Genomic DNA, 23,309 nt, shown 5'->3' with positions numbered 1-23,309 from the left:
AGGGGGACGGGATGAGGGGCTTCTGGCGGAAGCGGAGTCAGGCCGCGAAGCTGGATCTGTACATGCGGGCGCTGCTGTACATCCTGCCGTGGCCGCTCTCTCTCGGCGGCGTGCTCCCCCTCATGGGGGGACTGACCGGCCACGACCCCGGTGCCGTCGCGCTGGTGCAGGGAGTGCTGGCGCTCTCCGTGGCCCAGTGCGCCGTCGCCATGCACACCATCCACCACGGGCTCGCGCATTACGTCGACGGCGCCCCGGCGCCCTGGCGCTCGGCGACCGTCGCGCTCGCGCTGATGGTGGCGTCGGTGGGGCTCATCGCGGCCCTTCAGGCGACCGGCGGCATCGACCGTGAAGGGACGGCGATGGCGCAGATGCTGCTGAACACCCTGCTGACAGCGGCCATGTCGACGTTCATGCTGTCGACGCTCCGGCGGCTGGTCCTGGGGACGCTGGTCGTGGCGGTGCTGGTGGCGGGGGCGCTGGCAGCGACCGGCGGACACAGCGGGCTGCCCGTGGCAGGGGTGATCGTCGTGCTGTGCGCGGGACTCTTCGGGCTGGTGACCACCCGGTCGTCGGCCTGGTTCGTCGCGGTGATCTGGGAACTGGACCAGGCCCGCGACGTGGCCGCGCGGCTCGCGGTCGCCGAGGAACGGCTGCGCTTCGGACGGGACATGCACGACGTCATGGGGCGGAATCTCGCCGTCATCGCACTCAAGAGTGAGCTGGCGGTGCAGCTCGCGCGGCGCGGCAGGCCGGAGGCCGCCGACCAGATGGCCGAGGTGCAGCGGATCGCGCAGGAGTCGCAGCGCGAGGTGCGTGAGCTCGTACGGGGCTATCGTGCGGCGGATCTGCCCGCCGAACTGGAAGGGGCACGGGGCGTGTTGAGTGCGGCGGGCATCGACTGTCTGATGGACCGGGGGCCCGGCGACGAGCTGCCGGCCGGCGTGCAGTCGGCGCTCGGGTGGGTCGTCCGGGAGGCGACGACCAATGTGCTGCGGCACGGGGACGCGCGCAGTTGCACGGTGCGGCTGAGGGCGGACGGGGGGCGTGCGGTGCTGGTCGTGGAGAACGACGGCGCGGGCGAGGTGTCCGCCACGGGCAGCCCGGGGTCGGGGCTCGCCGGGCTGCGGGAGCGGCTGAGCGCGGTCGGCGGGACGCTGCGGGCGGGGCCGGCCGGGGACGGGCGGTTCCGGCTCACGGCCGAGGTGCCGCTGGCCCGGGAGGCGCTGCGGTGAGTGATTCCGCCGTACGACCGGTGCGGGTGCTGCTCGCCGACGACGAGCATCTGATCCGGGGCGCGCTCGCCGCGCTGCTCGGTCTGGAGGACGACCTCGTCGTCGTCGCCGAGGCGGCCACGGGCCCCGAGGCGCTGGCGATGGCGCGGGCGCACCGGCCGGACGTCGCCGTACTGGATCTGCAGATGCCGGGCGCCGACGGTGTGAGTGTGGCCACATCCCTGCGGGCCGAGCTGCCCGGCTGCCGCTGCATGATCGTGACCAGTCACGGACGGCCCGGGCACCTGAAACGGGCGCTCGCGGCGGGGGTGCGGGCGTTCGTGCCGAAGACCGTCAGCGCGCAGCGGCTGGCCGAACTGATCCGGAGCGTACGAGACGGAAACCGCTACGTGGACCCGGAGTTGGCGGCCGACGCGATCTCCGCCGGGGACTCGCCGCTGACCGTGCGCGAGGCGGAAGTGCTGGAGCTCGCGGCGGACGGCGCGCCCGTCGCGGAGATTGCGGAGCGGGCCGCGCTGTCGCCCGGGACGGTGCGCAACTATCTGTCCTCGGCCGCCTCGAAACTGGGTGCGGAAAATCGTCATGCCGCGGTGCGCCTCGCACGCGAGCGAGGTTGGGTATAGTTGGCATCGCACACAGCGACACAGTGCATGCGGACGTAGCTCAGTTGGTAGAGCGCAACCTTGCCAAGGTTGAGGTCGCCAGTTCGAACCTGGTCGTCCGCTCAGAGTCAGAAGGCCCCGGTCACACGACCGGGGCCTTCTGCGTTGCTCTAGGACCAGGGGGTGCCGGTGAGCAGCTCGTACGCCTCCAGGTACTTCGCCCGGGTCGCGTCGACGATCTCCTGCGGGAGCGCGGGCGGCGGGAGCTCCGCCTTGCGGTCCCAGCCGGAGGCGGGCGAGGTCAGCCAGTCGCGGACGTACTGCTTGTCGTACGACGGCTGGGCGTGGCCCGGCTCCCAGGTGGCGGCGGGCCAGAAGCGCGAGGAGTCGGGGGTCAGTACCTCGTCGGCGAGGACCAGCTGGTCGCCGTCGAAGCCGAACTCGAACTTGGTGTCGGCGAGGATGATGCCCCGGTCGCGGGCGATGTCGCGGGCCCGGTTGTAGATGGCGAGAGTCATCTGGCGCAGCTGGGCGGCCGTCTCGGCGCCGACCTGGCGGGCGACTTCCTCGTAGCTGACGTTCTCGTCGTGCTCGCCCACGGCCGCCTTCGTGGCGGGCGTGAAGATCGGGGCCGGCAGCTCGGAGCCGTCGGTCAGGCCCTCGGGGAGGGCGAGTCCGCAGACGGTGCGCGATTCCCGGTACTCCGTGAGGCCCGATCCCGTGAGGTAGCCGCGGGCCACGCACTCGACCGGAACCATGTTCAGGGACTTGCAGACGAGGGTGCGGCCCGCCCAGTCGGCCGGCGCTCCGGCGGGGAGCTCGGTGGAGATGACGTGGTGCGGGGCGAGATCGGCGAGCTGGTCGAACCACCAGAGCGAGAGCTGGGTCAGGACCCGGCCCTTGTCGGGGATCTCTGTGGGCAACACCCAGTCGTACGCGGACATGCGGTCGCTGGCGACCATCACGAGGTCGCCGGCCTCGTTCTGGTAGAGGTCACGCACCTTGCCCGTGTGGAGGTGGGTCAGGCCCGGCAGCTGCAGCGGCTCGGGCTTTTCTACGAATCCGGACACGGTTCCTCCGCGTAGGTTGATCCAGGAGCACTTCTGATTCTCCCGTATGCGGAGCGCGGGGGTGGGGCCGGGGCGGTGCGTCGGTCAGTCGCGTTTGCAGATGCGGTCCAGGAGGTTCGCCGTCGCGCGCTGGATGCGAGGGTCGACGTGGCCCGGGCGGTCCAGGGCCGGGGACCAGGCGAAGGTGCCCGAGGCAAAGACCAGCGCGCCGCTGGGGGCCCGGTAGAGGGACGTCTCCTGGTGGCGGCGGTGGCCCTCACTGTCCTCGTACGGGGAATGGGCGAGCAGGATCCGGTCCTGGTGTTCGGGGAGCTGTGTGCGGGGGAAGTAGCGGTCCGCCTCGCCCGCCACCAGGCCCTCGATCTCGTCGTTCTCGTGGGCGCCCGTCGAGTCCCAGAGCCAGTGGTCCGCGTTGCGTACGACCAAGGGGCTCGGTTCCGGGACCCTTCCGGCGTACTGGATGCCCAGGAGCTGCTGCTCCGGACGGTCGATCTCGCGCCAGAGGGCGGCCTTGCCGGGGGCCCGGCGCTTGCGGCAGGTGAGGAGGCGGTCGGCGGTCCCGGAGGGGGACGGCGCCAGCTCCACCTGCCAGTACATCGTGTTGGCGGACAGGAAGACGAGGGAGGTGCCCGCCTCGCGCGCCAGCTCTGTGGTGCGGCGCATGGGGGCCGACCAGTACTCGTCGTGGCCCGGGAACACCAGGCCCCGGTAGCGGGTGGGGTCGATGCGGCCCGCGTGCAGGTCGCGGGCGTCGGCGTAGGCCAGGTCGTAGCCGTAGCGCTCGGCCCAGCGGATGAAGTCGTACGCGTGGCCGACGTGCAGGGGCAGACCCGCGCCGGCGTAGGGGCGGTCGAAGGAGACCGTCGTCGCCGCTTCCTCCTCGCCCAGCAGGCGCCCCATGCTGTCCCACGCGTGGTACAGGCTCGCGCCCGTGCGGCCGTTCTCCGGGTAGAGGTTGTACGCCTGCCAAGTGATGTCCGGCAGCAGGAGGAGCAGGTCGGCCGGGTGGCTGTCGCGGACCGTGAACGGGATGTGGGAGCGGTAGCCGTCGGCGGTGGTGAGCACGGCGACGTACGCCCCGATGCTCCAGAAGTCCGGGATCTGGAGGCGCCAGGACAGCCACCAGTGGTGGCACGAGACGGTGCGGTCGGCCGTGAGCGGGGCCGGCTGGACGATGCCGGACAGGCGGGGACTGGTGGTGATCTTGGCCGCGCCGTCGCCGCCGTAGTGGCCGATCCGGTAGATGTCCACGGAGAACTGCTGGGGCGGGTCCACGGTGATGTGGAAGTCGATCGCCTCGCCGGGGGCGGCGGCGCCCGGGGACGCGAAGCCCTTGATCTGCTGGCGTACGTCGTCGGCGGTGCGCGGGCCGCCGGTCGAGGCGGAGCGGGGCTGCGGAAGCCGGGCTCCGGTGACGGGGTCGCGGTGGTCCGCGCCCTCGGTGGGTTCGGCGTACCAGGGGATGACCTGGCCGCTGTCGCCGAAGTAGTGCTCGCTGCCGCGCAGCCAGGGCAGTGGGCCCTGGCCGAACGGGTCCGAGACGGCATGCGCGAGCGCGCCCGATTCCCAGCGCCGGATGAACTCGTCCCCCATGCCGCTTCCCTCCCTCTAGCCCCCGAGACAACTGTGATGCGCCACTTGTCAGCTACTGACCCCCAGCACATCACATAACGCACGCACTCCGTCACCGTTCGTCGCGAATTGACGTTAACGGAACGAGAGTCTCCGGTAAGCGGCGGGTCGTGATAGGGGGCGCGGAGCCGCGTACCGACGGGGCAGGGGCGCGGGGTGGGGGTTTCGGGGTGCCGGGGCGGCGAACACGGGGTCGGTGCCGCCCGTTGACAGCTCCTGCCGGGACCCCAGGCGCGGCCCTTCCCGGCAGCTTGGGTCCTTGGAGCGGGAGTGGGGTGGGGTGGGATGGGCCCTCGGCGTTCAGACCAGGCGGACGGTCTTTTCCGCGCGTACTCCTACCGAGGTCAGCCAGGAGCGGAGTGGGGCGGCGTCGCCGTCTTCGACGAGGGTCAGGACCCGGGCGCCCAGGTCCGCCCGGCGTTCGCCGTCCACCAGGAGGGCCGGGCCGTCCAGCCAGTCCAGGCCGGGGGCGGCGCCGGCCGTGTCCACCGCGGCGCAGCACACCATCGCGGTCACGTGGTCGGCGAGCAGGTCGCGGCCCGTCCTCGGCGGCTGGAGGGGGAAGAGCGGGCCGGTGTCCCAGGGGTCGTCGGTGTCGCCCAGGTCGAGGGGCGCGGGCGGCGGAGCGGCCGCCTCTTCCCGGGCCACCTCCGCGCCGATGGCAGCGGCGAGCGTCTCGGATGCCGGGTTGAGGGCGTCGGCTGTGGGCGCGGCGGCCGACAGGTGGTCCAGAACGCGCGTCAGCGTGGGGGCGGTGGCGCGGCGGGCTCCCAGGGTGTCCAGGACGCGGTGGAGGCGGGCGGCGTCCGCGCGCCACTTCCGGTCGACGACCTCCTCCGGGTACTGCTGCCAGTCCACCGGCGACCAGTCCGGACCCGGCTCGGCGGGGCCGCCGTGGAAAAGCCGGGCGGCGAGGAGCGAGGCGGCCTCGTCGACGGTGCCGGGCTCCTCCAGGAGGTCGCACGCCGGGCGCTCGCCCAGGCGGGAGGTGAAACCTTCGGCCAGGCGGTCGCGGCGCGAGAGTTCGGTCAGCGCGGAGACGACGCCGGCGTCCAGACGCGACGGCCAGCGGCCCATGCGCCAGGCGGGCAACGCGACGCGGGTCAGGAGGCGGTCCCAGCCCGCGTAGGCCAGGCCCACTTGCTCCTGGGCGACGATCCGCAGGCCGTAGTCGACGGTCTGGGCGCGCTCCGAAGCGGCTGTGGCGACGCCACGCTCCATCTCGGCGGCGTGCACCCGGCAGCTGCGCAGGAGGAGCCTGGAGACCCAGCCGACGAAGCGGAGGGGGATCCGGCGCAGTGGTCCCTGGTTCGGATCCGCCGCCACAGCCACCGCCGCGTCCAGACCGCGTACGAAGCGGCGGGCGGCGGCTATGTCGGGGTGCGCGGAGGGTCCCGTACCGGCGACGACCGGGGCGAGCACCGCGCGCAGCTCGGCCACCCGCATCCACCACAGGAACGGGGACCCGATGACCAGCACGGGCGCCGCCGCGGTCCTGCGGCGTCGAGAGCCGGCGCCCGGTATGGAGGCCGGGTGCGTGCGGTCCTCCAGCCAGCTGTCGCAGTCCGGCGTGAGCGCTATCGCGGACGGCGCCGGCACTTCCAGGCGGTCCGCCAGGTCACGCACGAGCCGGTAGAGATCCGGCGCGGAGCGCTCGGCGATCTCGACCGTCGGCGTCGTCGCGGGTCTCGCCCGTACGATCACCGCCCCTACGGCCGCTGCCGCCAGCAGGGCCACGACCGCTGTAGCGGTCATCACCCAGCGCGCGGCGTCCCAGCCCCCGCCGCCCGCGTGACCCGTCGTGCCGCCCACCAGCAGGACGACGGCGACGGCCGCGGGCAGCAGGGCGACGGCCAGCGCCGTGCTGCGGACGCGCAGCACGGCGAGAGCCCTGGAACGCGCGGACTGCGCGCCCTTCTCCACACCCATACCGGTACCGGACACGGCCGGACGTCACCCCCTTCGCCCTGCGACGGCTTTGCTCACTCCCCCACTGTGGCACCCGCCACTGACATCGCAATGTCGGTGGGCCAAGTGCCGGAACGCTTGCGCCGCACCCTAGTTGGGGGTTCGGCGACCGTCAGCCGGATGGCCGAGTGGTCACTCGATGGAATGGCTTTGGGGAAAGCTGCTGACGTCGTCGGGGCGGCAGGGCGGGGCGGGTCAGGCTTCGGACGCTGCCTTTTTCGCGATGTCCGTACGGTGCTGCGAGCCGTCGAGACGGATCCGGGAGACGGCCACGTATGCCCGCTCACGCGCCTCGGTGAGGTTCCGACCGGTTGCCGTCACCGACAGCACGCGGCCGCCCGCGCTCACGACGGCGTCGCCTTCGCTCCTGGTCCCGGCGTGCAGAACGTACGCGTGCGGCTCATCCCGGGCCGCGACCTCGTCGAGGCCCTCGATCGGGTCGCCCGTACGCGGGGTCTCGGGATAGTTGTGCGAGGCGATGACGACCGTCACGGCCGCGTCGTCGCGCCAGGTCAGGGGCGGTTCGACGTCGAGAGTTCCGTTGGCGGAGTTGAGGAGCACGCTCGCCAGCGGGGTCTTGAGGCGCGCCAGGACCACCTGGGTCTCCGGGTCTCCGAAACGGGCGTTGAACTCGATGACCCGTACGCCGCGCGAGGTGATCGCCAGACCCGCGTACAGCAGCCCGGAGAAGGGCGTGCCACGGCGGCGCAGCTCGTCGACGGTCGGCTGGAGCACGGTCGCCATGACCTCGTCGACCAGCTTGGGGTCGGCCCACGGCAGCGGGGAGTACGCGCCCATGCCGCCGGTGTTCGGGCCCTCGTCGCCGTCGAGCGCGCGCTTGAAGTCCTGCGCGGGCTGGAGCGGGAGTACGGTCACGCCGTCGGTGATCGCGAAGAGCGAGACCTCGGGGCCGTCGAGGAACTCCTCGATGACCACGCGGTCGCAGGCCAGCGCGTGCTCACGGGCCGCCTGGAGGTCGTCGGTGACGACGACGCCCTTGCCGGCGGCGAGGCCGTCGTCCTTTACGACGTACGGAGCGCCGAAGGCGTCCAGCGCCGTGTCGATCTCTTCGGGGGTGGTGCAGACATAGCTGCGGGCGGTCGGGACGTTCGCAGCGGCCATCACGTCCTTGGCGAAGGCCTTGGAGCCCTCCAGCTGGGCGGCCTCCCTGGACGGGCCGAAGCAGGGGATACCGGCCGCGCGCACGGCGTCGGCGACGCCCGCGACGAGCGGCGCCTCCGGGCCGACGACGACGAGGCCGGCACCGAGCTCGCCGGCGAGGCGCGCCACGGCGGCGCCGTCGAGGGCGTCGACCGGGTGCAGCTCGGCCACCTCGGCGATCCCGGCGTTGCCGGGGGCGCAGTACAGCGCGGTGACGTCGGGATCGAGGGACAGAGAGCGGCACAGGGCGTGTTCGCGGGCGCCGCCGCCGATGACGAGGACCTTCACGGTGTGCAGCCTAGCCCGCGCGCCGCGCTCCCCCCGCCGGGCTACTCGTTCGTGAACTCCTCGACGACCGTCGCGCCCAGTTCCCGCACGATCAGGTCGTGGCCCGAGAGTGCCGAGTCGACGAGGTCCGGGTCGTCCTCCTGCGGTACGTCGTCCTCGATCGCCATCGGCGGGGGCGGCGGCGCGGGCGGGGGCGTCGGGTCCGTGCCGTAGGACGTGCCGCCCGGGGACGACTCGGGGGCCGGGCGCTGCTGGCCCGACGCCTGGGGCACGGCGGGTGCCGGGGTCGGCTGGGCCTGGGGGGCGGGACGCGGAGCCGCGGCGGGGGGGCGTCCGCCGAAGCCGCCACCGCCCGCGCCGCCGCCACCGCCGAAGCCGCCTCCGCCGCCGGGAGGCTGGGCGCCACCACCACCGCCGCCTGACGGGTCGACGACCGACTCGATCTTCCACTGCACGTTGAAGGACTCGGCCAGCGCCTGCTTCAGCACGTCCTCGCTGCCGCTGCTCGCGAAGTTGTCCCGGGCACCGGCGTTGATGAAGGCGATCTGGAGCGTGGTCCCGTCGAAGCCGCTGACCTGCGCGTTCTGGCTGAGCAGGATCCAGGTGAAGCGCCGCCGGTTCTTGACGGCCTCCAGGATGCCCGGCCACATGTTCTGCACCTGCAGGGCGCCCTGCCCGGCCGGCTGCGGGACGGCGGCCGGAGCCGCCGCCGGCGCGGGGGCCGGAGCCGCGGCGGGCGCGGGCTGCGGCTCCGGCCGGCCCTGACCCGGCGCGGAGGCGGTGGGCCACCCGCCCGGTCGGCGCCCCCCGGCGTCCTGTCCGGCGGCGCCGCCGCCGGCGCCGGGCCACGCACCGGGGCGCTGGGCGCCCTCGGCGGCGGCCGGAACGGTGTCGGGCGCCGCGGCCGGCGCCGGGGCAGGCGGGACAGCCGCGGGCGGCATCACGGGAGCAGGCGCGGGCGCCGCTGCGGGCACGTTCGCAGCCGGCCCTGGAGCCCCATGGGCCTCGGGCCCCGGTACGTACCCCATGGCGGGACCCGGAGCGGCGGCCGCGGCCACGAACGCGCCGCCACCCCCGCTGCGCTCCAGCCGGTCCAGCCGCGCCTGGAAGGAACGCTCGTCGTCGAAGGCGGCGGGCAGCAGTACGCGGGCACAGATCAGCTCGAGCTGGAGGCGCGGCGACGTGGCGCCCCGCATCTCGGTGAGACCGGTGTTGACCAGGTCGGCGGCGCGGCTCAGCTCCGCCGCGCCGAACACCGAGGCCTGGGCCTGCATCCGCTCCACGACGTCCGCGGGCGCGTCGATCAGGCCCTTCTCGCGGGCGTCCGGCACGGCGGCCAGGATCACGAGGTCCCGCAGCCGCTCCAGCAGATCGGCCACGAACCGGCGGGGATCGTTTCCGCCCTCGATGACCTGGTCCACCACCTCGAAAGCGGCCGCGCCGTCACCCGCCGCGAAGGCGTCCACGACCGAGTCGAGCAGCGAGCTCTCGGTGTACCCGAGAAGCGCGGTCGCCATGGCATATGTCACACCGTCGTCGGCCGCGCCGGCGAGCAGCTGGTCCATGACGGACATCGAGTCACGCACGGAGCCGGCCCCGGACCGTACGACGAGAGGCAGCACCCCGTCCTCGACCGGGATGCCCTCCTTGCCGCACACCTCGCCGAGGTAGTCGCGCAGGGTGCCCGGCGGCACCAGCCGGAAGGGGTAGTGGTGCGTACGCGAACGGATCGTGCCGATGACCTTCTCGGGCTCCGTCGTCGCGAAGATGAACTTGAGGTGCTCCGGGGGCTCCTCGACCACCTTCAGCAGGGCGTTGAAGCCCGCCGGGGTGACCATGTGCGCCTCGTCGATGATGTAGATCTTGTAGCGGCTGCTCGCCGGCCCGAAGAACGCCTTTTCCCGCAGGTCACGGGCGTCGTCCACACCACCGTGCGAAGCGGCGTCGATCTCGATGACATCGATCGATCCCCGGCCGTTCCTGGCGAGGTCGACGCAGGACTGGCACTCGCCGCACGGATTGGGGGTGGGGCCCTGCTCGCAGTTCAGACAGCGGGCGAGGATGCGGGCGCTGGTCGTCTTTCCACAGCCCCGCGGCCCGCTGAACAGGTACGCGTGGTTGACCCGGTTGTTACGCAGGGCCTGCTGCAACGGGGCAGTGACATGCTCCTGCCCGATGACCTCGGCGAACGACTCGGGACGGTAGCGGCGGTAGAGCGCAAGGGACGACACGTATACGAGGTTATCGGGACCCACTGACAACCGGCCCCGCCCAACGCAAGCGCCCCCCACGCACCCGCCAGAGCTCACTTACCCTTGCTGCCTTCCGGCCCTGGGGGAGTTCGGTGAGATAGCGCCACGTGAGGGGCTGGACCCCACCCTAGCGGATCGCCCCCCGGGAAAACGAGCCGGACCCCGACCACGCGGAACGCGTTCGCGAGCACTCCTCAACGTCTTGTATTGTTTGCGGCGGAGGATTCGCCTAGTGGCCTAGGGCGCACGCTTGGAAAGCGTGTTGGGGGCAACCCCTCACGAGTTCGAATCTCGTATCCTCCGCACTCGCCCACCAGGGCAGATGAAGGCCCCGACCGGTTCACCGGTCGGGGCCTTCATCGTTCCTGGTCTCATCCCCCGGTCTCGGCAGGGCCCTTCGTCGGCCCTGGCTCCTCCTCGTCCGTGTCTCTTCGGCGGTGTGACGGGCGTCGTGCAACCGTGAGTTCCCTCAGCGGGAACTCACCTTGAGTGTCGATCATGTCGGCTGGGGCGTCGCCGCAAAGTGATGAGGCAGGCGAGCATGCCGAGGCCCCAGGCGATCAGCAGGGCGCCCCACAGCGGCATGGTCACCACGGGGATGAGAAGGCGGATCTCGACGCTCGCGCGGTTTTCGAAGATGAAGACCAGAGCGACAGCGGTGATCAGAACGAACGGTGCGAGGCGGCGGACGCCGGGGCGGGAGAGGAACGACGTGTGTTCCTTGGGGTGGTCTGTGCTGGTCCGAGCCATGGGTGCCTCTCCATCACGTTGCCCCTCATCCATCGTCCCCTTCCAGCACGTGGCGCGCGACCGAAGAGACAGCCGTGCGCGTCGTGGCCTCACGAGTTCGAATCTCGTATCTCCGCAGCCGGAAGGCCCGGACCGCGTAGCGGTCCGGGCCTTCCTTTTTCGGTCTCATCGGCGTGGACGAACCAGGTCCACCGGCCGGGAGTGGCCGTCGCGTCAGCAGTTGGACGGAGCCGGCCGGCCCGCGAAGCGCTCCGCGATCCAGCGCAGGTACTGCTTTTCGGCGACGACGGGGATGGTCTGGTGCGTGGCGCCCTGGTACTTCGTGTACTGGACCGGCTGGCTGAAGTGGCAGGCCCGCCGTACGTACTGGGTGGTCGAGTTCGGGTTGATGACGGTGTCCGCCGTGCCCTGCATCACCAGCACCGGAGCCACCGTCGTGGCATGGCCCGGAGTGTTCTCGCGGAACCGCTTGTGCCAGGCGCGCGGCACGTCCCGCAGCGGCTTGAACAGCGTGTCGAGCCTCCCGTTGTTCCCGACGTTGTTCTGGATCACGTCGGAGAAGTGCTCGATGCACGCAACCCCGTCACCCTTGAGGGCCTTCAGCCCGGCCGGCTTCAGTACGTCCGTGGCCCTCAGCTCGGGGTAGGCCGCCAGGAAGCCCCGGTAGACATTGATCCGCAGCGCCGCGTTGTGGGAGGCCGAGGTGGCGCTGGTCGGCCCGGGCGGGACCAGGCCGGCGAAGTCCGGACCCAGGTTGGCGGCGGGCGCCAGTCCCGCCACGCCGACCAGCTTGGTCTCGGGGGTGTACCTGCGGACGTTCTGGCCGATGAACATCGCCGCGCCGCCGCCCTGCGACCAGCCCAGTACCGCGGTCTTGTTGTTGGCGTGGGTGTCGGTGATCTGCCGGGCCGCCCGGACGGAGTCGAGGACGTTGTTCGCCTCCGTCTCGCCGACGACGTACTGGTGCACGCCGGGCGTGCCCAGCCCCTGGTAGTCGGTGCCGACCACGACGTCACCGGAGCCGAGGAACTGCGTCAGTGCAGGGACGCCGACGTCGATCCCCCAAGGGCTGTCGTACGTGAAGTAGTCCACCAGGTCGACGGCCGGGTCCGGCACGGCGGAGGGCGCGCACATGCGCGGGCCGCCCACTGTTCCGTGCGCCCAGGCCACGACATTGCGGCCGTCGCGCGGGGCGGGCTTGTCCGGCCAGGCCACGATGCCCGAGACGGCGACCGGGGCGCCGCTGTGGAGGGTCGAGAGGTAGAGGATCCGGCAGGCCCTCGCCCCGTGGGGGGCGTTCACCTCACGGGCCCAGATCAGGTCACCGTGCTCGCCCCCGGGCAGCGGCGACGGAGGGTCGTAGAAGTCCTTGCCCTCCGGACCTACCGGGACGCCCGGTGCGCATTGCCCGTTGCCCCTGCCGTCGTCCGGGGTCGCCGACTGCGCGACTGCGGTGCCGCATCCCAGCGCGAGGATCGCGGCCACACCGGCCGCGATGATCGCCGAAAACCTTCGTCTCATCTGATGGTCCATTCACTCGGTGCCGGACCAGAGACTAAGGAGGAGAGTATGAATTGTCACTGATTGTAATGTTATGTCTATTCTGTGTCGCAGTGAGGCGAGACGGCGGGGCGCCCGGCGGCATGCCGGGGATGCGGGGGATCAGGCCTGCGCCGTCGGACGGGGATGCCGGGCGGTGGTCGCCGCTGGATCCGGTGCCAGGCGCTTGAAGTAGAAGCTGCAGTCCTTGGGGGTGCCGGCCGGATCGTCCGCGTAGTCGGGAACGACGCCGTAGCGGGTCCAGCCCGCCGCGCGGTAGAGGTGCTCGGCGGGGCTGCCGGTCTCGGTGTCCAGGAGCAGGAGCGTGGCGCCGGCGCGGGTGGCCGCCTCTTCGGCGGCGGCGAGGAGTGCGCGGCCGAGGCCCTGGCCCCGGGCGGTCCGGTGGACCATCAGCTTGACCAGCTCGGCGCGGTGCCGGCTGTTGGGCTTGGGGCTGCGGGCGAGGCTGAACGTACCGACGACGCCGCCGGGACCGCGGGCGACCCACACGGCGAGGCTTCCGTCGTCGACCGCCGGCTGCTGGGCGGCCCACCAGGCCGCGGCGTCGTCGTGGCCGAAGGGGGCGAGGAAGCCGACGGAGGCGTTGCCGTCGACCGCGTCCGCGAGGAGGCCAGCCAGGTAACCCGCTCCGTCACGGAATTCGTCGGCCGACAGGCGGGCGATGACGTGAGAAGTGGCGGAGTGGTGGGGCGCAACCGTCACGGGAGGCGTGGCTGCGGCGGAGGGCGTGGTGACCGCGGGAGGCGTGGTGGTCACGGCAGGACCACCATCACCGCGTACCGGACCGGACCGGGGCCCGGGCAGTGGAACCGCGAAGGGCCCCAGAGGCGGAAGCGCAGGCAGTCCCCGGCGTGGATCTCGTGGGCGACGCCGCCCACCGTGACTTCCAGTGCGCCTTCCAGGACCCAGATGTGCTGCTCGATCCCCGGCACCGGGGGCCCTTCGTACGCGATGTCCGCGTCCGGCCGCAGGACGCCCTCGACGAGCTCTCCCCGCAGTCCGGGGTGCGGCGGGGACACCGACCGCCGGGTGAAGCCCGATTCGTGGTCCCGCCACACCAACTGGCGGTCGACGCGGACCAGTTGCGGCGGCTCGGACTCCACCTCGGCGAGCAGTCGCGACATCGTCCGCCCGTACACCGCGCACAAGTTGCCCAGCAGCGACGCCGTCGGGCTGATCTCGCCGCGCTCCAGCCGCGAGAGGGTCGACCGGCTGACGTCCGTACGCCGCGCCAGCTCCTCCAGCGACCAGCCTTGCTCGGTGCGCAGCTCGCAGAGCCGGGCCGCGAGCCGGCCCTCAAGGGTTTTCATATTCGGGAAGTTATCCCATTTCTGAGAAATCTCGCAGCGTTTTTGGCTGCCTGAGCGACAGAATGTGCGACTTCCCCGCGAATCCAAGGAGAGCCGTCATGCCCGACGATCCGTCCCGCCATCAGCCGACCGCCGCCGACCACCACAACGTGATCCAGGTCCGCGGCGCCCGCGAGAACAACCTGACCGATGTGTCGGTCGACCTGCCCAAGCGCCGGCTCACCGTCTTCACCGGCGTCTCCGGATCGGGCAAGTCCTCACTCGTCTTCGGCACCATCGCGGCCGAGTCCCAGCGGCTCATCAACGAGACGTACACCGCCTTCATCCAGTCGTTCATGCCGAGCATGGGCCGTCCCGACGTCGACGCCCTGCACAATCTGAGCGCGGCGATCGTCGTCGACCAGGAGCGGATGGGCGCCAACTCCCGATCCACCGTGGGCACGGCGACAGACGCGTACACGATGCTGCGGATCATCTTCAGCCGCCTCGGCACACCCCACATCGGGACGTCGAGCGCCTTCAGCTTCAACAGCGCGGAGGGCATGTGCCCCGACTGCGAGGGCATCGGCCAGGTGTCGAAGATCGACGTCGACCAGCTGGTGGACCGCGAACTGTCCCTGAAGGAGGGCGCGATCACCGTCCCCGGCTTCGCGGTCGACTCCTGGTACTGGCAGGTCATGGCCGCCTCCGGCCTCTACGACCCGGACAAGAAACTGAAGGACTTCACGCCCGCCGAGTGGGAGGACTTCCTCCACAAGCCGTCCACCAAGATCAAGGCCGGCAGCAACAACCTGACGTACGAGGGCCTCGTGGTGAAGGTCCAGCGCGTCTACCTCACCAAGGACCGCGACTCCATGCAGTCCCACATCAGGGCCTTCGTGGACCGGGCCGTCGTCTTCGCCGACTGCCCCGCCTGCGGCGGCACACGGCTCAGCGCCGCCGCGCTGTCCTCGGTCATCGACGGCGTCAACATCGCCCAGTGCTCGGCGATGCAGATCAGCGACCTGGCGGCCTTCATACGGAAAATCACCGACCCGTCGGTCGCTCCGCTCCTCGCAGGCCTGCGCCACACCCTGGACTCGCTGGTCGAGATCGGCCTCGGCTATCTGAGCCTGGACCGTACGTCGTCCACGCTCTCCGGCGGCGAGGCGCAGCGCGTCAAGATGGTCCGCCACCTCGGCTCCAGCCTCACCGACGTCACGTACGTCTTCGACGAGCCCACCATCGGCCTGCACCCGCACGACATCAGCCGCATGAACGACCTCCTCCTGCGCCTGCGCGACAAGGGCAACACGGTCCTGGTCGTCGAGCACAAGCCGGAGGTCATCGCGATCGCGGACCATGTGGTGGATCTCGGTCCGGGGGCCGGTTCGGCGGGCGGGCAGGTCTGTTACAGCGGCGACGTGGCCGGCCTGCGCGCCTCGGGGACGCTCACCGGGCGCCACCTGGAGCACCGGGCGCGGCTGCGCGGGACCGTGCGCGAGCCGCGCGGGAAGATCGCGATCGAGGGTGCCGGTCTGCACAACCTGCGGGACGTATCCGTCGACATCCCGACCGGTGTACTGACCGTGGTGACCGGCGTCGCCGGCTCCGGCAAGAGCTCGCTGATCCACGGCTACCTGTCCACGCGGGACGGCGTGGCGGTCGCGGACCAGTCCCCGATCCGGGGCTCGCGCCGGTCGAATCCGGCGACGTACACCGGCCTGCTGAACCCGATCCGTACCGCCTTCGCCAAGGAGAACGGGGTCAAGGCGGCCCTCTTCAGCGCGAATTCGGAAGGCGCCTGCCCGGGCTGCAACGGCCTCGGCCTCGTCTACACCGACCTCGCCATGATGGCCGGGGTGGCGTCGGTCTGCGAGAAGTGCGAGGGAAGGCGCTTCACGCCGGAGGTACTGACGTACACCCTGCGCGGCAGGAACATCAGCGAGGTCCTGGGCATGTCGATGGCGGAGGCGTACGACTTCTTCCCTTCCGGGCAGGCCCGCGCGATCCTGGGCCGGCTGATCGACGTCGGGCTGAGTTATCTGCGGCTCGGGCAGCCGCTCAACACCCTGTCGGGCGGCGAGCGGCAACGGCTGAAGCTCGCCATTCACATGGCGGAGAAGTCGACGACGTACGTCCTGGACGAGCCGACCACCGGGCTGCACATGGCGGACGTCGACAAGCTCCTGGAGCTCCTCGACCGGCTGGTCGACGCGGGAAACACAGTCGTCGTCATCGAGCACCACCAGGCGGTGATGGCGCGCGCGGACTGGATCGTCGACCTGGGACCGGGCGGCGGCCACGACGGCGGCCGCGTGGTCTTCACCGGGACCCCGGCCCGGCTGATCGCCGACGGTGACACGCTGACGGCGGAGCACCTGCGGCAGTACGTCGGCGGATAGCCGACCGGCGGGCGAAGCCGTCCGGGGCTCAGAAGTCGTCGCACGTCGCGGTCGCGAACCGGCCGGTGGCCGTGGCGGTCCGCGGCGTGTTCTCGTCCACCGTCACGGAGCAGGTGGCGGTGCCGCCGGAGGCGCCGGTGCTGACGATCAGCGAGCCGCCCTTCAACAGGCCGGTGGTGTCGACCTCCTCGCGCCACGGGAGACGGGCGTCGGTCACGGCGTTCGAGGAGGCGTCCCCGTCCCTCCAGGTCGTGTACCTGATCGTGACGTCCCTGGCGTCGCCGGTCACGGCATACTTCACCGTCACCGTCCGGGTCGACTCGTCGTCGACCACCGTGGCGACCGTGGCGATGACGGCGATGCAGCCGCCGGCGAAGAGGAGCACCAGGCCGAGGAGGACCCAGGGCCAGATCCGGCGCCTCTTGGTAGGCGGCGGGTAGCCGGCCCACCCGGGCGGGGGCAGGCCGCCGTCCGGGGGGCGGGGGCCCCATCGCGGGTCGCCGGGGGGCGGGGGTGGCGCATCGGACATGGAGCTGGTCCTTCCGGATACCGGACATCGCCCTTCGATGATTCACCGGGTCGCGCCCGCCCGCCCGCCGGACGGTGACCGGGCGGGCGGCGAGGTGTGCGAAGCCGGCGTCTGTGCGTGATCATCGAGGGATGAGCCCTGAGATCCGCCTCGCCCAGCAACCGGAGGCCGACGAACTGCTCGGCCGCAGCCCGCTCGCCGACCTGATCGGCATGCTGCTCGACCAGCAGATCCCCATGGAGTGGGCTTTCGCGGGTCCGTACACGATCGCCCAGCGGCTGGGCGGGGACGATCTCGACGCGCACGAGATCGCCGCGTACGACCCCGACGCCTTCACGGAGCTCCTGTCGGCCAAGCCCGCCGTGCACCGCTACCCCGGTTCGATGGCCAAGCGGGTGCAGCAGCTCTGCCAGTACCTGGTCGCCGAGTACGACGGTGACGCGACCGCGATCTGGCGCGACGTCGCCACCGGCAAGGAGCTGCTGGCACGTCTGAACGCGCTGCCCGGCTTCGGGAAGCAGAAGTCGCAGATCTTCCTGGCGCTGCTGGGCAAGCAGCTCGGCGTGCGTCCGGAGGGCTGGCGGGAGGCGGCGGGCGCGTACGGCGACGAGGGCTCGTACCGCTCCGCGGCGGACATCACGGGCCCGGAGTCCCTGGTGAAGGTCCGCGCGTTCAAGCAGCGGGCGAAGGCCGAGGCGAAGAAGAAGGCGGCGAAGTAGCCGGCGGAGCGGCCGCCCGGACCGCGACGGCCGTGGGGCCCCCGGAACGGTGATTCCGGGGGTCCCACGGCTCCGGCGGGCGGCGGCCGGAAGCCGGCGGTAGCGGCCAGCCGCTAGCGGGTGAAGGTGAAGTACTTCCAGGCGCCGTGGGTGGTCGAGTTGACCGTGTCCCCCGACGAGCTGTTGATGTACGACGACCGCATGCGCAGGCGGTAGCCCGTATCGTGCGGCCCGGTCAGCCGCACCCGGGACTTGCCGGCGGAGTCGAGCGTGAAGTACTGCGTGCCCGCGGACTGCCACCGGCCCTCGTAGTAGACCTCCAGGGTGAACCTCTGGGAGCGGCCCGGGAACGCCGTCATCGTGGTCGAGAACAGCGGGTCGGTGCTCTTGCGGAAGTAGGAGTACGACGTGGAACCGATCTTCCCCGTCTTGTAGTGGCCGGTGACCGCGGTGGAGATCTTCACCCGGGTGTACGCCGTGGACTTCGCCGTCTTCGGGGCATAGCGCGAGTCGCCCGCGAACACGGCGGTGACCGTGGTGTCGCGGGTCAGGTCCAGGGTGACCGACAGGTTGCCGCTGGAGTTCACCGTTCCCTTCTTCACGAGCTTCTTCGGCTTGTCGGCGCCGTAGGGGTCGGCCCAGATCTCGGCCGTCCGGCTCTTGTACGTGGTGCCGAGGTGCGCGGTGAAGGACACGTCGGCGCCGTAGCCGTACGTGCTGCCGTCGCGGTTCAGGGTGAGGGTGGGCGTGGCCCGGGAGACCTGGACCGAGGCCCAGGCGGAGGCGGCGGTGTGGGTGGCGTCACCGGCGTACGACACCTTGTAGGTGACCTTGCCGCCCGAGGGCGGGGTGTCGGTGAACGAGAACGCGCCGCCGGTGCCGAGCTTCTTCGTCCCGAGGGCCTTTCCGCCCGGCGACTCCATGTCGGTGCGCGTGACGGTCAGCGGGGTCCCGGCCGGGAGCGGCAGGGAACCGGTGAGCTTGCCCTTGACGGTGAGCAACTTGGCGCGCGCCGCGGTGGCGGGGGCCGTGAGCGTCAGCGTCGGTACGGACTTCGCCGGGTCGGTGAGGACGCGGAGCGAGAACACACTCTCGCTGTTGCCGGTCACCGCGAACAGGCGGCCGCCGCCCGGCTCCCAGGCCAGAGCCCCGTCGGCCAGCGTGTCCGCGCCGCTGTGCTGCCCCGTGTTCGGGAAGTCGTACCGCCGGACGGCGGTCGTCGAGCCCGGTGTGAACACGTGGACGTCCGGGTCGTACCAGGAGGAGGAGCCCGCGGCGACGGTTCCGTCCGGTGCGACGGCGACGGCGTTCGCGTAGTGCTCGGTGACGTAGGACCCCGCCGCCGCGAGGTCGGAGGTCCGCCAGACCCACTGCCGGTCGCTCGCGCTCGCCGTGATCAGCCGACTGCCGTCCGGAGTGAGCGCGAGGTCTTCGGTCTGGCTGCCCGAGGCGTTGTCGATGAGGGCGGTACGGGCCGCCGTGCCGGTGGCTACGTCGTACACGCCGAGCAGGTTGGAGGATGTGGTCGGGTCGCCCGCGGCCAGCATGTCCGGGGCGCCCGGCGCCGCGGCGAGCTTCGGGGCGTCCCGCCAGGCGGTGGCGTCGTCCTGGCCGAGGGTCACCACGGGCTCGTCGCCCGACAGGTCCAGCGAGCCGATGTTGCCCCGGTCCTGGGCGCCGTATCCGAACCAGACCTTGCCACCGGCGAGAGCGAGGTGTTCCGGGTCGGTGCCGTCGCCGGTCGCGTACCGGGCGGTCCGCGTGAGCGTCTGCGTCTCGAAGGAGACGATGGAGTCGTCGCCGGGTACGGCGGCGTACAGCTGTCCCGAGTCGGCGGACAGGGCGAGCCCGTCCACGCCGGGCAGGCCGGTCAGGGTCGCCAGCACCGTACCCGCGTAGTCGGTGGCGACGATCTTCCCGCTGTACGGGTCGCTGACGAAGACCTTCTTGTGAACGCCGTCCACCACGATGTCGCCGGCGGACGACACGGGCAGAACCCTGCTGGAGTCGGCGGAGGCCGCTCCCGCTGAACCGGCGACCAGAACGGCGGAGCTGAAGAGGACCGCGAGCGCTGTCGCGGCCGGAAGAGTGCGCGTACGCACGATGAGTTGTCCCCCCACGATGAGACCCGGCCCGTGAACCCGGGCCGGAGTGATCGCAGAGTAAGTCATGCCTCCGTCAAGACGACGCCGGGGAGCGCGTTCCGGGGCGCTGCCCGAAGCGCCGGCCCCTGAGGGTGTCGTCCGCGCCGCGCACGGCGTACCCCGAATGAGGGAAAGTCGCCCCCGTCGCCCCGGGCGCCCGGGCGTCGTCCTCGCCGGAGGCGGAGACGCCCGGACGGTCGCCGTGTCCCGCCGGGGTCACCGCGGCATGGTCACGGGACCGCGCAGATCACCGGAAGGGGTACTTCCGCTCATGAGTTGCTCCCGTTCTGGCGCTGAATACGACCTTTGCACCGCGCCCTCATGGCTGCGCCCGGAGCCGCTTGACCGGTAGGCTTTCCGTGTGATCTTCAAGCGCATCGGAAACGGCCGGCCGTATCCCGACCACGGCCGGGAAAGCACCCGGCAGTGGGCGGATGTCGCGCCGCGCCCGGTCCGCCTCGATCAGCTGGTGACCACCAAGGGCCAGCTGGATCTCGAGACCCTGCTGGCAGAGGACTCGACGTTCTACGGCGACCTCTTCGCCCACGTCGTGAAGTGGCAGGGCGACCTGTACCTCGAGGACGGACTGCACCGCGCGGTCCGCGCCGCGCTCCAGCAGCGCCAGGTGCTGCACGCGCGCGTCCTCGAACTCGACAGCATGTGAGCCACCCGGGCAGCCGTTGCCGCTCGAACGTGCGGCCGAACAGTCGTCCTCGTTGGGCCTTACGGGTTGGCCTGACCCGATGTCATTGATCATTTAGTAGGCATCGTCATCTTGGCGCACTACGCTGCGCCCATGAGCATGCTGACACCCCCCGGCATGGGCGGAAAGTACCGCATCACGGGCGACAAGTTCCCGCGCATGCGACGCCCCCGGAACCGGCGCAGGACCATCCTCGCGGTGGTGGCCTCCCTCGCGGCCCTCGGTCTGGCCGGCTGGGGGACGCTGCAGCTCATCGACGTCTTCTCCGGTGGCGCCAAGAAGACCTCGGCGGCCGGACTCAAACGGGACTGCCCGAAGGCCGCCGCGCCGTCCGCGCCCGCACGGCAGGCCGCCCTGCCCAAGCCGGCCAAGATCAAGGTCAACGTCTACAACGCGACCAAGCGCGGCGGTCTCGCCAAGCAGACCGCCGACGAGCTGAAGAAGCGCGGCTTCACCATCGGCAAGGTCGGCAACGCGCCGCCGGAGTACGACAAGAAGGTCAAGGGCGCCGGGATACTGCTGGGCGCCCCCAATACGGTCTCCGGCGTCCTGCCCGTGCTCGGTACGCAGCTCAAGGGCGCCGTGCAGAAGGCCGACGCCCGCAAGGGCACCGACGTCGACCTGATCATCGGCGGGGCCTTCAAGACCCTGACCACGAAGAAGGACGCGGACAAGGCCCTGGCCGCCCTGGCCAGGCCCGCGCCCGCGCCCTCCGCGAAGTGCTGAGAACGGTGCGTACGGTCCCCGCGAGTCGGGCGGACCGTACGGCAGGCCGCTAGACGGCGGTCCCGTACATCCGGTCGCCCGCGTCGCCGAGCCCCGGCACGATGTAGCCGTGTTCGTTGAGCCGCTCGTCGACCGAGGCGGTGACGACGGTGACCGGCGTGCCGGCCAGCTCGCGCTCCATGACCTCGACGCCCTCGGGCGCCGCGAGCAGCACGACCGCCGTGACATCGTCCGCGCCGCGCTTGATCAGCTCGCGGATCGCCGCGACCAGCGTGCCGCCGGTGGCCAGCATCGGGTCGAGCACGTACACCTGACGGCCGGAGAGGTCCTCCGGCATCCGGGTGGCGTACGTCTCCGCCTGGAGCGTCTCCTCGTTGCGGATCATGCCGAGGAAGCCCACCTCGGCGGTCGGCAGCAGGCGCACCATGCCGTCGAGCATGCCCAGACCGGCCCGCAGGATCGGCACGACAAGAGGGCGCGGGTGGGACAGCTTCACGCCCGTCGTCGCCGTCACCGGGGTCTGGATGTCGACCTGTTCGGTGCGCACGTCCCGGGTGGCCTCGTACGCGAGCAGGGTGACCAGCTCGTCGGCGAGGCGCCGGAAGGTCGGGGAGTCGGTGCGCTTGTCGCGCAGGGTGGTGAGTTTGTGCGCCACCAACGGGTGGTCGACGACGTGGATCCGCATGCCGTCAACAGTAACCGGGCACACGAGCCGCTCGCGCTGGCATCAACACGCCGGCCGGAGGGAAGGTGGGGTGAGGGACAGACGCGGGCTTGGGGTGGTGTGGCCGATGCCGGACGGGGAGCAGGAACAGGAACAGGAACAACAACCGCAGGAAAGCACGGGGGAGACCGACCGCAGGCGGCGGCGCGCCCAGTTCCTCCGCGAGCTCCACGAGGCGAAGGCGCTGCGTGAGCGGGTGCAGCCGCGCCGGGCCCGGGCGGCCCGGATGCGGCAGCAAATGCGGATGCGTACCTTCCGCTGGTAGGGGCTTTCTCGCAGGACTGGTACACGACGCAAGAGCGGAAGACCTCTCGCGGAACGCTTTCTTCTGCCACGATTCCGAGTGGGCGGGGCTCGGAGCTGCGAATCGGTTTCTCCCCCACCTCAGCCACACCCTCCGGCCGGGAACTCCAACCGGCACTTCTCAAGACCAGTGGGAGAGTCACGGTGTACTTCGCCGCACTGCTCGCGCGCACCGAAGACGGGTGGAAAGCGAGCGACACGGAGCTCGACGACGTGGAAACCCTGTCCGACCTGACCGATCTGGCCCGCGAGGCCACGGTCGACGACGACACGGTGATCGTCTTCATCGAGCAGGAAGACGCATGGTTCGGCCTCGTCCGCGTGGACGGCGAGGAGGACCCGCGCATCTATGTCTCCGACGCGGCCGCGGCCGCCCGTTCCTCGTACGGGGAGATCCTGCTCACCGACGAACTGCTCGGCCGGGACCCCGAGGACCCCGACGCCCTGGAGGAACTCGTCGACCTCGACGGCACCGAGGACGGGGAACCGGACGACGAGGACAGCGACGAAAACGAGGAGGAGATCGCGGCGGCCGACGGCAGCGTCGTACCGGCGGGCCCGCTCGGGGAAGCGGGGGTCCTCGCGGACCTCGGCGTCTCCGAGAAGGAACTGCTGGCGCTCGGCACGGACGCGCTCGCGGAGATCGCCGACGCGCTGGGCGCCGCCGACGTACTGGAGACCGTCCAGTAGTGAGCCCTGCGGTGACAGACGAACAAGGACCCGGACCCGGATCCGGGCCGGACCCGGTGCGGGACCGATGGCGGGCGCCCATGCGCCTGGCCCTGGACGAGGCGGCCCGGGCGGCGGAGGCCGGCGATGTGCCGGTCGGCGCCGTCCTGCTCGCTCCCGACGGCTCGCTGCTCGCGGCGGGCCACAACGAGCGTGAGGCGACGGGAGACCCGACGGCGCACGCCGAGGTGCTGGCCATCCGCAGGGCGGCGCGGGAGCTCGGCGAGTGGCGGCTGACGGGCTGCACGCTCGTCGTCACCCTGGAGCCGTGCACGATGTGCGCGGGAGCGATCGTGCAGTCCCGGGTGGAACGGGTGGTCTACGGCGCGCTCGACGAGAAGGCGGGTGCCGCCGGTTCGCTCTGGGACGTCGTACGGGACCGGAGGCTGAACCACCGGCCCGAGGTCATCCAGGGAGTGCTCGAAGGAGAGTGCTCGGCCCAGCTGACGGCCTTCTTCAGGGATCGCTGAAGCGGGCTCCGCACCGGCGCCGGAGAACCGATTTCGGAGCACGGCCCGGT

At 71.5% G+C, this 23,309-nt stretch carries 21 protein-coding genes, 2 tRNA genes and 1 other RNA gene; 11 read left to right on the top strand and 13 right to left on the bottom strand.

Annotated features, from left to right (window positions below):
- Positions 1 to 11 precede the first annotated feature (11 nt).
- The 3 genes from ACWIHY_RS11555 (at position 12) to ACWIHY_RS11545 (ending at position 1,960) form a co-directional block, all read left to right on the top strand.
- Entirely contained in the window at positions 12 to 1,235 is a 1,224-nt protein-coding gene (locus ACWIHY_RS11555) for a sensor histidine kinase (RefSeq protein ID WP_454375422.1), read from the top strand.
- A complete protein-coding gene (locus tag ACWIHY_RS11550; protein ID WP_454375421.1) occupies positions 1,232 to 1,858 on the top strand; it encodes a response regulator in 627 nt (208 codons plus the stop codon). Before ACWIHY_RS11555 ends, ACWIHY_RS11550 begins: the two co-directional genes overlap by 4 nt.
- Positions 1,859 to 1,887: 29 nt before the next feature.
- Positions 1,888 to 1,960 (top strand) — tRNA-Gly (locus ACWIHY_RS11545).
- A 47-nt stretch (positions 1,961 to 2,007) separates the two neighbouring features.
- Here the strand turns inward: ACWIHY_RS11545 and ACWIHY_RS11540 are convergent.
- The 6 genes from ACWIHY_RS11540 to ffs all read right to left on the bottom strand — a co-directional run bounded on the left by ACWIHY_RS11540 (position 2,008) and on the right by ffs (position 10,328).
- Positions 2,008 to 2,907, bottom strand: a complete 900-nt coding sequence (locus ACWIHY_RS11540) for a phosphoribosylaminoimidazolesuccinocarboxamide synthase (RefSeq protein WP_454375420.1) — start codon at positions 2,905 to 2,907, stop codon at positions 2,008 to 2,010.
- 84 nt (positions 2,908 to 2,991) lie between these two features.
- Positions 2,992 to 4,500, bottom strand: coding sequence for a N,N-dimethylformamidase beta subunit family domain-containing protein (locus ACWIHY_RS11535; protein WP_454375419.1), 1,509 nt, complete (start codon positions 4,498 to 4,500; stop codon positions 2,992 to 2,994).
- Positions 4,501 to 4,839: 339 nt separating this feature from the next.
- Positions 4,840 to 6,468 carry a hypothetical protein gene (locus ACWIHY_RS11530; RefSeq protein WP_454375483.1) on the bottom strand — a complete coding sequence of 543 codons (1,629 nt, stop codon included), beginning with the start codon at positions 6,466 to 6,468 and terminating at the stop codon, positions 4,840 to 4,842.
- Positions 6,469 to 6,702: 234 nt separating this feature from the next.
- Positions 6,703 to 7,956 carry a phosphoribosylamine--glycine ligase gene (purD, locus tag ACWIHY_RS11525; protein ID WP_454375418.1) on the bottom strand — a complete coding sequence of 418 codons (1,254 nt, stop codon included), beginning with the start codon at positions 7,954 to 7,956 and terminating at the stop codon, positions 6,703 to 6,705.
- A gap of 41 nt (positions 7,957 to 7,997) precedes the next feature.
- A complete protein-coding gene (locus ACWIHY_RS11520) occupies positions 7,998 to 10,187 on the bottom strand; it encodes a DNA polymerase III subunit gamma and tau (protein WP_454375417.1) in 2,190 nt (729 codons plus the stop codon).
- Between the two features lie 42 nt (positions 10,188 to 10,229).
- Positions 10,230 to 10,328, bottom strand: an RNA gene (ffs, locus tag ACWIHY_RS11515) — signal recognition particle sRNA small type.
- 98 nt (positions 10,329 to 10,426) lie between these two features.
- Between ffs and ACWIHY_RS11510 the strand changes: the two genes are divergently transcribed.
- Positions 10,427 to 10,511: transfer RNA gene (locus ACWIHY_RS11510), tRNA-Ser, on the top strand.
- A gap of 177 nt (positions 10,512 to 10,688) precedes the next feature.
- Here ACWIHY_RS11510 and ACWIHY_RS11505 read toward each other — a convergent pair.
- From ACWIHY_RS11505 to ACWIHY_RS11490, 4 genes are all read right to left on the bottom strand, one after another.
- Positions 10,689 to 10,958 (bottom strand): hypothetical protein, encoded by a 270-nt coding sequence (locus ACWIHY_RS11505; RefSeq protein WP_454375416.1) that lies wholly within the window; start codon positions 10,956 to 10,958, stop codon positions 10,689 to 10,691.
- Between the two features lie 213 nt (positions 10,959 to 11,171).
- Positions 11,172 to 12,479 (bottom strand): lipase family protein, encoded by a 1,308-nt coding sequence (locus ACWIHY_RS11500; protein ID WP_454375415.1) that lies wholly within the window; start codon positions 12,477 to 12,479, stop codon positions 11,172 to 11,174.
- Between the two features lie 141 nt (positions 12,480 to 12,620).
- The gene (locus ACWIHY_RS11495) at positions 12,621 to 13,181 is read right to left on the bottom strand and encodes a GNAT family N-acetyltransferase (protein ID WP_454375482.1); all 561 of its coding nucleotides are present in this window, start codon (positions 13,179 to 13,181) and stop codon (positions 12,621 to 12,623) included.
- Between the two features lie 89 nt (positions 13,182 to 13,270).
- Positions 13,271 to 13,828: a helix-turn-helix domain-containing protein gene (locus ACWIHY_RS11490; protein ID WP_454375414.1), complete on the bottom strand. Its 558-nt coding sequence runs from the start codon at positions 13,826 to 13,828 to the stop codon at positions 13,271 to 13,273.
- A gap of 98 nt (positions 13,829 to 13,926) precedes the next feature.
- Here ACWIHY_RS11490 and ACWIHY_RS11485 point away from each other — a divergent pair, with 98 nt between their 5' ends.
- The gene (locus ACWIHY_RS11485; protein ID WP_454375413.1) at positions 13,927 to 16,212 is read left to right on the top strand and encodes an ATP-binding cassette domain-containing protein; all 2,286 of its coding nucleotides are present in this window, start codon (positions 13,927 to 13,929) and stop codon (positions 16,210 to 16,212) included.
- A gap of 28 nt (positions 16,213 to 16,240) precedes the next feature.
- Here ACWIHY_RS11485 and ACWIHY_RS11480 read toward each other — a convergent pair whose 3' ends face one another.
- On the bottom strand, positions 16,241 to 16,741 hold the full coding sequence (locus ACWIHY_RS11480) for an MmpS family transport accessory protein (protein WP_454375412.1): 501 nt from the start codon (positions 16,739 to 16,741) through the stop codon (positions 16,241 to 16,243).
- Between the two features lie 131 nt (positions 16,742 to 16,872).
- Between ACWIHY_RS11480 and ACWIHY_RS11475 the strand changes: the two genes are divergently transcribed.
- The gene (locus ACWIHY_RS11475) at positions 16,873 to 17,460 is read left to right on the top strand and encodes an HhH-GPD-type base excision DNA repair protein (RefSeq protein WP_454375411.1); all 588 of its coding nucleotides are present in this window, start codon (positions 16,873 to 16,875) and stop codon (positions 17,458 to 17,460) included.
- Between the two features lie 113 nt (positions 17,461 to 17,573).
- On the opposite strand, the gene ACWIHY_RS11470 is transcribed toward ACWIHY_RS11475, so the two are convergent.
- Positions 17,574 to 19,562 (bottom strand): Ig-like domain repeat protein, encoded by a 1,989-nt coding sequence (locus tag ACWIHY_RS11470; RefSeq protein WP_454375481.1) that lies wholly within the window; start codon positions 19,560 to 19,562, stop codon positions 17,574 to 17,576.
- A 403-nt stretch (positions 19,563 to 19,965) separates the two neighbouring features.
- Here ACWIHY_RS11470 and ACWIHY_RS11465 point away from each other — a divergent pair, with 403 nt between their 5' ends.
- Together ACWIHY_RS11465 and ACWIHY_RS11460 are read left to right on the top strand one after the other, a co-directional pair.
- On the top strand, positions 19,966 to 20,268 hold the full coding sequence (locus ACWIHY_RS11465) for a type II toxin-antitoxin system VapB family antitoxin (protein ID WP_138895407.1): 303 nt from the start codon (positions 19,966 to 19,968) through the stop codon (positions 20,266 to 20,268).
- Between the two features lie 132 nt (positions 20,269 to 20,400).
- Positions 20,401 to 21,033, top strand: a complete 633-nt coding sequence (locus ACWIHY_RS11460; protein ID WP_454375410.1) for a LytR C-terminal domain-containing protein — start codon at positions 20,401 to 20,403, stop codon at positions 21,031 to 21,033.
- Positions 21,034 to 21,082: 49 nt separating this feature from the next.
- On the opposite strand, the gene upp is transcribed toward ACWIHY_RS11460, so the two are convergent.
- Complete coding sequence (upp, locus tag ACWIHY_RS11455) at positions 21,083 to 21,718, bottom strand: uracil phosphoribosyltransferase (RefSeq protein ID WP_454375409.1); 636 nt, start codon at positions 21,716 to 21,718, stop codon at positions 21,083 to 21,085.
- A 106-nt stretch (positions 21,719 to 21,824) separates the two neighbouring features.
- Between upp and ACWIHY_RS11450 the strand changes: the two genes are divergently transcribed.
- From ACWIHY_RS11450 to tadA, 3 genes are all read left to right on the top strand, one after another.
- Positions 21,825 to 22,022 (top strand): hypothetical protein, encoded by a 198-nt coding sequence (locus ACWIHY_RS11450; RefSeq protein WP_454375408.1) that lies wholly within the window; start codon positions 21,825 to 21,827, stop codon positions 22,020 to 22,022.
- Positions 22,023 to 22,204: 182 nt separating this feature from the next.
- On the top strand, positions 22,205 to 22,750 hold the full coding sequence (locus ACWIHY_RS11445; RefSeq protein ID WP_454375407.1) for a tRNA adenosine deaminase-associated protein: 546 nt from the start codon (positions 22,205 to 22,207) through the stop codon (positions 22,748 to 22,750).
- Positions 22,751 to 22,830: 80 nt separating this feature from the next.
- Positions 22,831 to 23,259 (top strand): tRNA adenosine(34) deaminase TadA, encoded by a 429-nt coding sequence (gene tadA / locus ACWIHY_RS11440; protein ID WP_454375406.1) that lies wholly within the window; start codon positions 22,831 to 22,833, stop codon positions 23,257 to 23,259.
- Positions 23,260 to 23,309: the final 50 nt, after the last annotated feature.

Source organism: Streptomyces sp. NPDC055287 (genome assembly GCF_053646035.1).
The sequence above is the reverse complement of the archived record's forward strand: the minus strand, read 5'-3'. Positions and strand labels throughout refer to the sequence as shown.

Excerpts from the sequence above, each read along its gene's own strand:
- ACWIHY_RS11555 (WP_454375422.1), top strand. The coding sequence starts at position 12 with ATGAGGGGCTTCTGGCGGAAGCGGAGTCAGGCCGCGAAGCTGGATCTG.
- ACWIHY_RS11535 (WP_454375419.1), bottom strand. The coding sequence starts at position 4,500 with ATGGGGGACGAGTTCATCCGGCGCTGGGAATCGGGCGCGCTCGCGCAT.
- ACWIHY_RS11530 (WP_454375483.1), bottom strand. The coding sequence starts at position 6,468 with ATGGGTGTGGAGAAGGGCGCGCAGTCCGCGCGTTCCAGGGCTCTCGCC.
- ACWIHY_RS11505 (WP_454375416.1), bottom strand. The coding sequence starts at position 10,958 with ATGGCTCGGACCAGCACAGACCACCCCAAGGAACACACGTCGTTCCTC.
- ACWIHY_RS11500 (WP_454375415.1), bottom strand. The coding sequence starts at position 12,479 with ATGAGACGAAGGTTTTCGGCGATCATCGCGGCCGGTGTGGCCGCGATC.
- ACWIHY_RS11490 (WP_454375414.1), bottom strand. The coding sequence starts at position 13,828 with ATGAAAACCCTTGAGGGCCGGCTCGCGGCCCGGCTCTGCGAGCTGCGC.
- ACWIHY_RS11485 (WP_454375413.1), top strand. The coding sequence starts at position 13,927 with ATGCCCGACGATCCGTCCCGCCATCAGCCGACCGCCGCCGACCACCAC.
- ACWIHY_RS11480 (WP_454375412.1), bottom strand. The coding sequence starts at position 16,741 with ATGTCCGATGCGCCACCCCCGCCCCCCGGCGACCCGCGATGGGGCCCC.
- ACWIHY_RS11475 (WP_454375411.1), top strand. The coding sequence starts at position 16,873 with ATGAGCCCTGAGATCCGCCTCGCCCAGCAACCGGAGGCCGACGAACTG.
- ACWIHY_RS11460 (WP_454375410.1), top strand. The coding sequence starts at position 20,401 with ATGAGCATGCTGACACCCCCCGGCATGGGCGGAAAGTACCGCATCACG.
- upp (WP_454375409.1), bottom strand. The coding sequence starts at position 21,718 with ATGCGGATCCACGTCGTCGACCACCCGTTGGTGGCGCACAAACTCACC.
- ACWIHY_RS11450 (WP_454375408.1), top strand. The coding sequence starts at position 21,825 with ATGCCGGACGGGGAGCAGGAACAGGAACAGGAACAACAACCGCAGGAA.
- tadA (WP_454375406.1), top strand. The coding sequence starts at position 22,831 with ATGCGCCTGGCCCTGGACGAGGCGGCCCGGGCGGCGGAGGCCGGCGAT.